This is a genomic window from Mycobacterium sp. UM_Kg1, from assembly GCF_000972925.1.
GTDB classification, from domain to species: Bacteria; Actinomycetota; Actinomycetes; order Mycobacteriales; family Mycobacteriaceae; genus Mycobacterium; species Mycobacterium hiberniae.
The window spans coordinates 31,964-44,186 of sequence record NZ_JRMK01000016.1; the positions used below are offsets into that span (position 1 = coordinate 31,964).

The 12,223-nt window shown below is 69.5% G+C and carries 9 protein-coding genes and 1 pseudogene; 5 read left to right on the forward strand and 5 right to left on the reverse strand.

Features of this window, described 5'->3' with window-relative positions; translation table 11 throughout:
* Nucleotides 1–8: 8 nt before the first annotated feature.
* Nucleotides 9–869: a universal stress protein gene (locus LI92_RS04360; RefSeq protein WP_046316331.1), complete on the reverse strand. Its 861-nt coding sequence runs from the start codon at nt 867–869 to the stop codon at nt 9–11.
* Nucleotides 870–956: 87 nt separating this feature from the next.
* Here LI92_RS04360 and otsB point away from each other — a divergent pair, with 87 nt between their 5' ends.
* The 3 genes from otsB to LI92_RS04375 all read left to right on the forward strand — a co-directional run bounded on the left by otsB (nt 957) and on the right by LI92_RS04375 (nt 5,007).
* Nucleotides 957–2,072, forward strand: coding sequence for a trehalose-phosphatase (gene otsB, locus LI92_RS04365; RefSeq protein ID WP_046316353.1), 1,116 nt, complete (start codon nt 957–959; stop codon nt 2,070–2,072).
* A 755-nt stretch (nt 2,073–2,827) separates the two neighbouring features.
* Nucleotides 2,828–3,568: a response regulator transcription factor gene (locus LI92_RS04370; RefSeq protein WP_082109544.1), complete on the forward strand. Its 741-nt coding sequence runs from the start codon at nt 2,828–2,830 to the stop codon at nt 3,566–3,568.
* On the forward strand, nt 3,565–5,007 hold the full coding sequence (locus LI92_RS04375; protein ID WP_046316334.1) for a sensor histidine kinase: 1,443 nt from the start codon (nt 3,565–3,567) through the stop codon (nt 5,005–5,007). The genes LI92_RS04370 and LI92_RS04375 overlap by 4 nt, the downstream gene beginning before the upstream one ends.
* A gap of 14 nt (nt 5,008–5,021) precedes the next feature.
* On the opposite strand, the pseudogene LI92_RS04380 reads toward LI92_RS04375, so the two are convergent.
* Both LI92_RS04380 and LI92_RS04385 read right to left on the reverse strand, forming a co-directional pair.
* Nucleotides 5,022–6,400 (reverse strand): annotated as a pseudogene (locus LI92_RS04380) (HNH endonuclease signature motif containing protein).
* A 101-nt stretch (nt 6,401–6,501) separates the two neighbouring features.
* Complete coding sequence (locus LI92_RS04385) at nt 6,502–7,371, reverse strand: MaoC/PaaZ C-terminal domain-containing protein (RefSeq protein ID WP_046316336.1); 870 nt, start codon at nt 7,369–7,371, stop codon at nt 6,502–6,504.
* Nucleotides 7,372–7,456: 85 nt separating this feature from the next.
* Between LI92_RS04385 and LI92_RS04390 the strand changes: the two genes are divergently transcribed.
* Together LI92_RS04390 and LI92_RS04395 are read left to right on the forward strand one after the other, a co-directional pair.
* Nucleotides 7,457–8,197 (forward strand): histidine phosphatase family protein, encoded by a 741-nt coding sequence (locus LI92_RS04390; RefSeq protein WP_046316338.1) that lies wholly within the window; start codon nt 7,457–7,459, stop codon nt 8,195–8,197.
* Nucleotides 8,198–8,274: 77 nt separating this feature from the next.
* Nucleotides 8,275–10,305 (forward strand): SDR family oxidoreductase, encoded by a 2,031-nt coding sequence (locus LI92_RS04395; protein WP_046316356.1) that lies wholly within the window; start codon nt 8,275–8,277, stop codon nt 10,303–10,305.
* Between the two features lie 181 nt (nt 10,306–10,486).
* Here the strand turns inward: LI92_RS04395 and LI92_RS04400 are convergent, their stop codons facing one another.
* Entirely contained in the window at nt 10,487–12,082 is a 1,596-nt protein-coding gene (locus tag LI92_RS04400) for a DNA polymerase Y family protein (protein ID WP_046316340.1), read from the reverse strand.
* Nucleotides 12,083–12,093: 11 nt separating this feature from the next.
* The coding region (locus LI92_RS24595; protein WP_502691395.1) for an Rv3395c family protein at nt 12,094–12,223 on the reverse strand (130 nt) is incomplete at its 5' end.

Consider the following 12,223-nt stretch of genomic DNA (forward strand, 5'->3'; position numbering starts at 1 on the left):
GGGGTCGGTCAGACCGGCCGCACGACGATGACCGGGGCGTGTGCCGACTGCACCACCTCCTGGCTGACCGAGCCCAGCAGCATGCCGGTGAAGCCGCCGCGGCCATGGCTGCCCACCACCACCAGCTGGGCCGCCCGCGACTGGTCGATCAGCTGGTCGGCGGGCCGGTCGTCGACCACCACCCGACGCACGGTGACGTCGGGGTAGCGCTCCCGCCAGCCGGCCAGCCGCTCAGCCAGGGCCAATTCGCTTTCCGACGCCAGCACGGCGGTGTCGAGGCCGGGAAAGTCCATCAGTCCGGTGTCGTGCCAGGCATACACCGCGATCAGTTCCACCCCGCGCAGCGATGCCTCTTCGAACGCCAGCGCCGTTGCCGCCTCCGACACCGGCGAGCCGTCGATGCCGACGACCACCGCAGCGGTGTCGGAGTGCTGATGGTCTTCGTGGATGACCGCGACCGGGCAGTGCGCGTGCCGCACCAGTGACGAGCTGACCGAGCCGAGCAGCAGGCGGCGCACCCGCCCGTACCCGCGGCACCCGACCACCAGGCAGGCGGCCTCGCGGCTCATGTCGACCAGCATCGGGACGGTGGAACCCACCACGATCTCCGCGGAGACGTGCGTCGCCCCGGCCGCCGCGGCGATCTCGGCGGCCTCCCGCAGGTGTCGTTCGCCTTGGTCACGCTGCCATTCGGTGTAGCCGGACGGCATCGGTGTCTCGGGGAACGTCATCACCACCGGGGAGGCCAGCACGTGCACCAGAGTCAATGGCAGGTTGTGCAGCGCGGCGTCGCGCGCCGCCCAATCGACGGCCGCTGCCGACGACGGCGACCCGTCGACACCGACCAGGATTCCGGGAGTGGACGACATCGGGCGCTCCTTGTGTTCCGGGACCTCTCTAGACCCCTACCACGCTAATCGGAGCACGGCTATGGCACCGTGGTGGACATGGTTGGCATGTCGGTCACGATCGACCCGCGCCGGCATGACGCGGTGCTGTTGCGCCTTGACAGCGGCGTCGACACGGCTGCGTTGACCGAGCGACTTCGACGCGCCGGCGTGCGGGTGGGTGCGGACCCCGACTGCTGCGACAGTCCAGACGCCGAACTGGTGGCCGCCGCCGCCGAGCTGGCGGTTCGGCCGGGCCGGTGCGTGGTGCTCACCGACTCCGAATCGGTGGTAATCGCCGCTCACAGTGCCGGATTCGCGCTGGTGATCGGCGTGGGGTGTGGTGGCGGTGACGCAGTGGTCGCTGATCCGAGCGCGGTCGACGTGCGTACCGGCGATCGGCCGATGTCGGCGTTGCCGGATGCGACCATGGCTGCGGAGTTGCACGACCTCGATCATCCCGCGGTGTTCTTCGATTTCGACGGCACGCTCTCCGACATCGTCGACGATCCCGATGCTGCCCGGCCGGTCTCCGGCGCCGTGGAGGCACTGGCGGCCTTGGCCGCCCAATGCCCGGTCGCGGTGCTGTCCGGTCGCGACCTGGCCGATGTACGGAGCCGAGTGGGGCTGGACGGGATCTGGTATGCGGGTAGCCACGGCTTCGAGCTGATCGGGCCCGACGGGGCACACCACCAGAACGACGCCGCCGTCGATGCGGTCCAGATACTGGCTCACGCAGCCGTTTTGCTCACTGAGCAACTCGGTTCCATCCCGGGAATCATGGTGGAAAACAAGCGGTTTGCGGTCGCCGTACACTACCGCAACGCTGCCCGAGATCGGGTCGGACAGGTGTTGGCGGCGGTGCGTGAGACCGGTCGGCGCCACGGACTTCGGGTCACGACCGGGCGCGAGGTGATCGAGCTTCGCCCCGAGATCGACTGGGACAAGGGCCGTACACTGCACTGGCTGCTGGATCGGATGCCCGGAGTGAGGACACCACTGTTTCTCGGCGACGACATCACCGACGAGGACGCGTTCGATGCGGTATCCGAACTGTCAGGTGCTGGAATAGTGTTGCGACACAACGACGACGGCGATCGCGCGACCGCCGCCCGGTATGCGCTGGACAGCCCCGCACAGGTCGCCGAGTTCACCGCGCGGCTGGCGAGTCGCCTGGCAGGCTGAGCACACCGCCCGGTCCGCCGGCCAGCAGCCAGGGCCTCGCGTTGTCATGGTCTGCGCGGCGGTGAGCGCCCAGCCGGTAGGCAAGGGCGGCCACCGCCGCGAGCAATAGCACCGTCACCTGACTGGATCAGCGCGGCGGTTCAGGCGGTGTTGCGGGCCCCGCAGGAGGTGGCGGCCCCCAGCCCGGAGACGGCGGCACTCCTCGCCCGGGGTGTTGCGGAGCTTCCCCCTCTGGGGGCTGCGGTGCTCCTCGCCCGGGGTGTGCCGGCGCGCCCCACCCCGGCGGAGGCGGCGGCGGCGGTCCCCACCCTGGCGGCGGAGGCGGCGGTCCCCACCCCGGCGGATGCGGCGGCCCCGGCGGCCCCGGCGGAGGTGGCGGCGCCGGCCAAAGAGGCGCGGGGGCAGCGAGCGGGATTGGGGCAGCGGCCAATCGGCCAGGACCACCCACGCCCAACAGCCCCGCACAGCCCGCGACGGCAAGGCCACCGACGATCAGGCCGCCGAGACCGGCGGCGACCGGGGCGAACCACGGACGATTGGTCACCGGCCGCGCCGGCTTGTCGGGTGATGGCGTCGGGTTAGGGGTCAACGTGGGATTAGGCGGTTCAATGCGTTCCGGCACTTCGATGTGTTCCGGCACTTCGATGCGTTCCGATTCAGTCATGGTGTCCTCCGTGCGTCGTGCACCGCTGCAATGCCAAGGTCTGTACTGCCCTACCAACGTTGCGCCACAATGCTGAAGCCCAGCTGAAAAGATGGGCCAGGGCCTCGATTGCTCAGCTCCGCCTCAGCGATCGAGCGGTCACAATGGCAAGGTGCACAACAACGCACCCAGGGTGCTGGTGGTTGAGGACTCCGACGCGATCCGCGAGACCGTGGTGGCGGCGCTCGCCGACGCCGGCTTCGTCAGCGAGGGTCGAGTCGACGGCCGCGGCCTGGAGCACGTATTGCCCGCGTTCCGCCCGGACTTGGTGGTTCTCGACGTGATGCTGCCAGGCCGGGACGGGTTCACCCTGATCGATGTGGTGCGCGGCTACGGCGACACCGGAATCATTCTGCTCACCGCCAAAGACGCACTTGAGGACCGACTGCGCGGGCTGGACACCGGCGCCGACGACTATGTGATCAAGCCGTTCGAATTGGCAGAGCTGGTGTCCCGTATCGCAGCGGTACTGCGACGACGCGGGCGGGTGGCGTCTGCGATACAGATCGGCGACTTGGTGGTCGACATGGAGGCCGGGGTGGTGAGCCGTGCGGGTGCCGTGATTGAGCTGACGGGCACCGAACTCAAGCTGCTCGGCTACCTCGCCGAGCAGCGCGGCCGAACAATGAGTAAGGATCGGATCCTGACGGCGGTCTGGGGCTACGACGCCTACGACGCCAACCTTGTCGAGGTCTATGTCAGCGGACTACGTCGCAAGCTGGAGGCGCACGGACCGCGGATGCTGCACACCGTCCGCGGTGTCGGCTACCAGTTGGCGCCAGCCCGCCCATGAGCACACCCACACCATCGTTGCGCCGGCGAGCAACGGTTGCCACGGTCGGCGTGATCGCAGCACTGTTGGTCGTGCTGGGCGTGGCCGGCGACCAGCTGGTCGGCGCACAACTCAACCGTGACCTACGGACCAGGCTCGACAACACGGCCGTCCGTGCCACCAATCTGGTCGACGCCGGGGTGAGTCCAGCCGCTCTTGTCACCCAATTACAGGGCCAAGACATCCGGGTACAGGTAGTCGCTCCGGATGGCACCACCTACGGCGACCTGACCGTTAGGCCCGCCCCACCACCGCCACCACCGCCACCACCACCGCCGCGCCATCACTGGCCCCCGCACCCGCCCGGCGGGCCGCCACGACCGCCATCACCGCCGCCCGGCGAATGGACCAGCACCACAGTGACCCGCCCGCTGCCGGACGGTTCAACACTCACCCTGGTGGCCGACACCTCGGCTATCAGCGCCCGCCATTCGGAACTGCGGTACGACCTACTCGTCGGCGGCGCAATCGGGCTCGGGTTGGTCGCGTTGCTCGTCAGCCTCGCCGCCGCTCGGGCACTTGCTCCCTTGCAGCGAATGACCACGACTGCGCAGCTGATCGCCCACGGCGACCGGGGCCGTCGACTCCGCCCGGATCGGCCACACACCGAGCTCGGACAGGCCGCCGCCGCGTTCGACGGCATGCTCGACGCTCTGGAAAACGCCGAACGCGAAGCGCGTCAAGCCGCAGATTCCGCGCAGCGCGCCGAGGCCAATACCCGTCGTTTTCTCTCCGACGCCGCACACGAGCTGCGCACTCCGCTCGCCGGGATCCAGGCCCTGGCACAGCAACTCGCCGCCAACACCGGAAATGCCGCTCGCAGAGGTCGATTCGCGACATTACTCGCGGCCGAAACCCGCCGCGCCGCTCGGCTGGTCGCTGACCTTCTTGATATAGCGCGCATCGACGCCGGGGCGGCGCTGCGCTGCGAGAACGTCGACTTGGTCGAGATCGCGGCCGCCGAAGTCGAGCGTGCCGCGATGCTGGCCCCCAACCTGACTGTGCGCCTCAACGGGGACGGTCAGACATTGCCGGTGCATGCCGACCCACAACGCATCGCGCAGATCCTGACCAACCTGCTGGACAACGCCTGTCGGCACACCCCGCAGGGCGGCGAGATCACCGTGCACACCGGCCGCTGCGAACACCACGCCGAAGTGACCGTCACCGATACCGGTCCTGGGATTCCCGACTCCGACTGCGAGCGGGTGTTCGACCGACTGGTCCGCCTCGACGACGCGCGTAACCGCGACTCCGGGGGTGCCGGTCTGGGCCTGCCGATCGCCAGGGCACTGGCGCAGGCGCATCACGGCAGCCTTGAGTGTCTGCCGAGGCAAGCCGGCGCAGCATTCCGGCTCAGCGTGCCGCTGGCACACGAGAAGGACCAGCAGAACGGCTAGGAATACCTAAGCGCCTACGGATCTTCGTCGTCTTCCTGGTCGCCGGAATCGTTGTGGCTCAGTAATTTTTCCGGATGGTGGTAGTGGTTGGTGCGGGGTTGGCCGTGGTCGAGGTGCGGTGGGGGCAGGGTTTGGGTGGTGCCGTTGGGGGTTTTGCGGGTCTTCCAGCCTCCGGTGGTGATGAGTTGATGGTGGGGGCCGCAGCGCAGGCTCAGTTCGTTGATGAGGGTGCGCCCGGTTTTGGCGTAGTCGGTGTCGTGGTGGACTTCGCACAGGTAGCCGGGTACGGGGCAGCCGGGGTGCGAGCACCCGCGCTCTTTGGCGTACAGCACAATCCGTTGCCCGGGCGTGGCCAAGCGTTGGTGTGAAACAAGGCGAGCTCTTTGGCGCCGTCGTAGATGCACAGGTAGTGGTGGGCGTGTGACGCCAGGGCGATCACGTCACGCATGGGCAGCCAGGTGCCGCCGCCGGTGTGGGCTTTACCGATGCCGGCCTGCAGCTCGGCCAGAGTGGTGGACACGATGAGGGTGGCGGGTAATCCGTTGTGCTGGCCGAGTTCTCCGGAGGCCAGCAGGGCGCGGCCCATGGCGGTCAGGGCGTCGTGGTTGCGTTGGGCGGCGCTGCGGGTGTCGGTGTCGATGGCGGCTTGGCTGGGGGTGCCGCCGGTGCACGGGGTCTGATCGTGGGGGTTGCACATGCCGGGAGCGGCCCAGCGGGCCAGGACGGCGTCGAGGGTGGCGCGGGCCTGGGGATCCAGATGGCCCGTGATGGGGGTCATGCCGTCACGGTCTTGGGGCCCGAGTGTCAGGCCCCGACGTTTGGCGCGCTGCTCGTCGGTGTAGTTGCCGTCGGGGTGTAGATGGTCGGCCAGGCGTTGGGCGAGTTTGGCGAGTTGCTCGGGCCGGTACTGGCCTGCCAGCTCGGTGAGGTGGCGTTCAGCCTGGGTCAGTGTGCCGGCATCGATGTCACTGGGCAGATAGCCGAAGAACGAGCGGATCACCGCGATGTGCGCGGTGCCGATCTGCCCGGCGCGTTGGGCTGCCGCCACCGCGGGCAGTATCGGTTGCAGGGGTTCGCCGGTGAGGGTGCGGCGGTCGCCGAGTTCGGCGGCTTCGGTGATGCGGCGGCCCGCCTCACCCCGGCTGATCCGTAATTCCTCGGCGAGTATCCAGCGGGATTTGCCGCCCAACTCCGCCGGGTCAGTGGCGGCGAGCCGGTTGACCATCGGGTGCTCGACGGCGGGAAGGCGCCGCCGCAGCCGCTCGCACCGGCGCAGCAGTGCCAGACACTCCCGTGGCGTCAGGGCATCGAAGTCCAGTTCCAGCGCACGATCCAGGTCAGCCGAAAGCGCGTCGAAGACTTCAACGATCGCTTCCCGGCCATTCGAACGCATGTGCTAATGCTAGCGTCGACCCCCGACAAACCGCCGAAGCTGTCCACAGCCTAAAACCACTGTTACACAAGTGATCACAGTGGCAAGCAGGCCAAAAAATATCAGTCCCGGTATTCCACCGCGCCGTCATCAAGCACCACCCGAGGGTTGGCGCCGTCGGGACCGGCGGCCTCGGTACGGAACACCGCTTTGCCCGGCTCGGTCCGCCAGATCGAAGTGGTCAGCGTCTCCCCCGGGAACACCGGATCGGTGAACCGCGCCGAGATGGCGCTGACCCGGCCGGCGTCGCCGTCGCCGAGTTCGGCGACCAGCGCTCGACCGGCGAAACCGTAGGTGCACAGCCCGTGCAGGATCGGCTTGGGGAAACCGGCCAGCGTGGTGGCGAACCACGGATCGCTGTGCAGCGGGTTGCGGTCGCCGGAGAGCCGATAGAGCAGCGCCTGGTCCTCACGGGTCGCATATGCCACGCGGGAATCCGGTTCGGAGTCGGGGATCTGCGGCGCGACCGCCCGCTGCCCGGGTTCCCCGCCGAAGCCGCCGGCTTTGCGGATCACCAGGGTGGTCAGCGTCTCAACGACCAGCTCGGACGTCTTCGAATCGGTGCCGCGCGCCCGCAGCATCACAACGGCGTTCTTGCCCTCGCCCTTGTCCTGGATGTCGGCGACCTCGGCCACCACCTGCAGGCTTCCGGCGGGCGGAAGCGGCGCGAACAGTCGCACCTCCTGGGATCCGTGCAGCAGCAGCGCCGGGTTGAAGGTGCCGATCTTGCCGGCGGCGGCAAAGCCCATGCAGCAGATGACGGCATAGGTGGGCAGCACCTGCTGCGGGGTGTCATGGCTGTTCTCGGTGGTGAACGCCAGATCAGCAGTTCCGGCACCGACCCCGAGCGCATAGAGCATGGCGTCGCGCTCGGTCCATGCGAATGTCATCGGGTCTGCGGTCGCGCCAATGGCCGTCGGGTCCAATGCCACGGATTCTCCTCACGTCGGACGAATCGGCCCCACCATTTCAGCAGAACCTGTCCCGTCAGCGCCATCCACACGGCAGGCTGTCGGCATGGGGAAAGGCATTCTGAACCGCGGCGGGACCCTGTTCGCACTGCTGGCGGCGGCGCTGGCCGCAGTGCTGGTGCTCAGTGGCTGCTCGGGGACATCGCATTCGCGCAACATCACGCTGACGCTGATACGCCATGCCGAATCGGAAGCCAACGCCGCCGGAATCCTCGACACCTCGGTACCCGGACCCGGGCTGACCGACAAGGGCCGGGCTCAAGCCCAGGAGATGACAAATCAGCTCTCGCGCAACCATTACGACGCTGTCTACGCCTCCTCGATGGTGCGCACCCAACAGACCGCCGCGCCGCTGGCGCGCGAGCTTGGGCGTCAGGTGCAGATCCTGCCGGGGCTGCGCGAGATCAGCGCCGGGTGGTTCGGCGACAAACCCAACTCGATCGCGCACGCGCCGTATCAGCTGGCCCCGCTGGCCTGGATTCACGGTGAGCGGACCGCAACCATCCCCGGCTCGATCGACGGCAATCAGTTCAACGACGAGTTCGGCGCCGCGGTCCAGCAGATCTACAACGCCGGCGACAAGAATCCCGTGGCGTTTTCCCACGGGGCGTCCATCGCCACCTGGACTCTGATGAACGTCCGCAACCCCCGCGACGAGCTGCTCATCGACCACCCGCTGCCCAACATCGCCAAGGTGGTGATCACCGGCAGCCCGACCACCGGCTGGACGCTTGTGGAGTGGGACGGCATTCGCGCGTTCTCCCCCGCGTCCGCTGCGCGGCGGTGATCGGCGCCGGCCCGCTGTCGACTCTGCTGTCGACTCCACTGTTGACGTAGCTCCCACGACCGGTAACCATGACCGGTATGCATTATGTCGTTACCGGCGGTACCGGGTTCATTGGGCGGCGAGCAGTGTCGCGTCTGCTGGAGACCAGGCCAGAGGCCCAGGTGTGGATGCTGGTGCGCCGCGCCTCGCTGGGCCGCTTCGAAGCTCTCGCCGACGACCAGGCGTGGGGCGAGCGGGTCAAACCGCTGGTCGGCGACCTGACCGCCGAGAACCTTGGGCTGAATGACACGGCGATCGCCGAACTCGGCGACATCGACCACGTGCTGCACTGTGCGGCCATCTATGACATCACTGCCGGCGCGGCCGAACAGCAGGCAGCCAACGTCGAGGGCACTCGCGCGGTGATCGGCCTGGCGAAACGCCTGGGCGCCACCTTGTCGCACGTGTCGTCGATCGCGGTCGCCGGCGATTTCGCCGGCGAGTTCACCGAAGATGATTTCGACGTCGGCCAGGAGCTGCCCACGCCCTATCACCAGACCAAGTTCGAGGCTGAAGCGCTGGTGCGCTCAGCATCGGGACTGCGCTACCGGGTATACCGGCCGGCGGTGGTGGTGGGCGATTCCCGCACTGGCGAGATGGACAAGGTCGACGGACCGTACTACTTCTTTCCGCTGCTGGCCAAGCTGGCCGCACTGCCCCGGCTTACCCCGATGGCGGTACCGGACACCGGACGCACCAACGTCGTTCCGGTCGACTACGTCGTTGATGCGTTGATCGAGTTGATGCACGCCGACGGATACGACGAGCGCACCTTCCACCTCACCGCGCCGCGATCCATCGGACTGCCTGATATCTATCGGGCCGTTGCCCGAGAGGCCGGGCTTCCGCCGCTGCGCGCCACGCTGCCCGCCGCGGTGGCGGCCCCGGTGCTCAACGTCGGCGGACGCACCCGGGTATGGCGCAACATGGTGGCCACCCAGCTGGGGCTTCCCGCCGAGGTGCTCGATCTGGTGGAACTGCGGCCCACGTTCATCGCCGACGCCACCCGCGCGGCGCTGGGACAGCGTGTCCGGCTGCCCGAGTTCAGCGACTACGCACCGAGGCTGTGGCGGTACTGGGCGCAGCATCTGGATCCCGACCGCGCTCGCCGCGACGATCCGGCGGGCCCGCTGGTCGGCCGGCACGTCGTCATCACCGGGGCGTCCAGCGGTATCGGCCGGGCCTCGGCCATCGCGGTCGCCGAGCGCGGCGGCACGGTCTTCGCGCTGGCCCGCAGCGGCTCAGCGCTCGACGAGCTGGTGGCCGAGATCCGGGCCGGCGGGGGGCAGGCGCATGCCTTCACCTGTGACGTGACCGATTCGGCATCGGTGGAGCACACCGTCAAGGACATTCTGGGCCGGTTCGGGCATGTCGACTACCTGGTGAACAACGCCGGCCGGTCCATTCGCCGCTCGGTGGCCAGTTCCACCGAGCGGCTGCACGACTACGAGCGCACGATGGCGGTCAACTACTTCGGTGCGGTGCGCATGGTGCTGGCGTTGCTGCCGCACTGGCGGGAACGCCGGTTCGGCCACGTCGTCAACGTCTCCAGTGAAGGAGTCCTGGCGCACAGTCCGCGCTACAGCGCCTACGTGCCCACCAAGGCGGCGCTGGATGCGTTCGCCGACGTGATCTCGACCGAGACCCTGTCCGAGCACATCACATTCACCACCATCCACATGCCCCTGGTGGCCACTCCGATGATCGCGCCGACGGGCAAGCTGCTCCCGGTCGGGGCGATCAGCGCCGAGCACGCGGCGGCCATGGTGGTACGCGGCCTGATCGAGAAGCCGGACCGGATCGACACCCCGCTGGGGACGCTGGCCGAAGCCGGCAACTACTTCACCCCCCGGTTGGCGCGCCGGGTGCTGCACCAGGTCTACCTGGGCTACCCGGACTCGGCCGCGGCGCGCGGTGTGGCACTGCCCGAAACCACGCAAACCGCTGCGGCACAACACAGTCGACAGATGGCACGCAGACCCAAGCGGCCGTCGCGGGCGATCCCCCGGGTGCGGGTGCCCCGCCCGGTCAAACGGGCGGTGCGGTTGGTTCCGGGCGTGTACTGGTGAATCTGCGCTCGTGACACTGCCCGTCTTCGCCGACTGCTGCGTCGGCTGACCCGCCATGCCGCGCCGCGGTAGCCCTGCCCTCCGCCGCGAGCGTGAAATCAGGGCGATTTTCGGGGCGGATTCTCGCCGTGATTACACGCTCGGCGCAGTGGGCTGACACCGCCGCACCGGCCCCGCCGAGTTATTCGTAGACCCCCTCCAGGTACCACCGCCGCAGCCGGTAGCACAGCAGGAGCGCCTGCCCAGACCCCGCGCTCGGTGGCCCATCCCCCAGCAGCACCTGGACCCGGGCGGTGCGCCCCGACCCCGGACCCTCCCGCTGCGGGTCCCACCACCGTTCGTCGACCAACCAGGGCCCGGCCCACCAGCGCACCCCGTCGTCCCGCCCCCGCGCGACCAACCACGCCGGATCGGCGGAGAAGAATCCCCGGCTGCTCACCCGGATCGGATTACGTTCGGCATCGAGCAGTTCCACGGGATCGTCGAGCAGTACCGCCGGCGACGGCTCGGGGAGCCGACCGGGCCACGGCTGGCGCGGGTCGGCCAGCGGCACCGGCTCATCCCCCAGCGGGGTCAAGGTGATGCGCTCCGCGGGACCGCGGCCACCGGAGAGCACCGGCACCCGGACCGCCTCGGGGCCGAGCAGGCTCTGCACGCGGATCAAGGCACGCCGGGCCCGTAGCCGATCCTCCTCACCGGGGCCACCCCAGAGCGGCAGCTGCAGCGCCTCGACCGCCGATGCCACCTCCACCGGTTGCAGCCGTAACAGCGTCACCGGGCCGGTGGGCCGGTCGGCGGCGACGCGGCTGTTCAGCCAACCGTCCAACTGCCAGCGCACCCGGTCCGCGGTGGCCTCCTCGGTCAACGGCTCGGCGCACCGCCACACCCGGGTCAGCTCTTCTCCGGTTGCGGTGACGGCGTGAATGGCCAGCCGGGTACAGCCGACGCCGGCGGCCATCAGCGTCCGGTGCAGGGCAGCCGCCAGCGAGCGCCCGGCAAACGCCGCGGCGTCTACCCGCTCGATCGGCGGATCGCACGGCAGCACCGCCTCGAGGTCCGGTTCGGGCTCTCGCCCGGACGGTCCGCGTTGCGGCTCGGCGCGGGCGAACCGGTGCGCGGCGAGCGCGTCCGGGCCGAATCGCGAGGTGACATCCGAACGGGGCAGCGCGGCGAACTGCCCGATGGTCCGAATGCCCAAGCGCCACAGCAAGTCGATCAGGGCGTCCCGGCCCGGCCCGGACAGACTGGGCTCGGCGGCCAGCTGCCGGATCGACAGCGCCGACAGGAACCGGGCGTCTTTCCCGGGCGGCACCACGGCGCCGGCACGCGCGGCGAGCACGGCGGTGGAGAGGCCGTCGGCGATCCCAACCTGGCATTCGACATCGGTCGCGCCGACCGCGTCGATGAGGCGTTCGGCGGCTTGTTCCTCGGAACCGAAGGCCCGCACCGCCCCGCGCACCGACACCACCAGCAGCCCGGGCCGCAAGACCTCGGCGGACGGTATCAACTCGTCCACCGCGGCAAGAACCGGCTCGAACAACCGGGCATCACGATCGGCGTCGGCGGCCACCACGTGCAATGCCGGGCAGCGGGCCGCCGCATCGCGGCGCCGCAGCCCACGCCGCACCCCCGCCGCGCGAGCGCCCGCCGAGCACGCGATCACCCGGTTGGCCAGGGTGACCGCAACCGGCGCGGTGGGCGGCAACCCCGCCGCGGCCGCCGCGGCGACCGCGGGCCAGTCCATGCACCACAGCGCCAGCACTCGGGAGTCGGGCATGCCAGGACCCGCTAGCCGATCCGGGCCCGCCCGGCCGCCCGACCAGCGGCCCGCACCTCGAGGCGCACCGCGCCGATCCGGCCGAAGCCGCCAACGGCCGCGCAGCCCGCCGTCGGGTGGCCGGTGGTCTCATAACCGCTC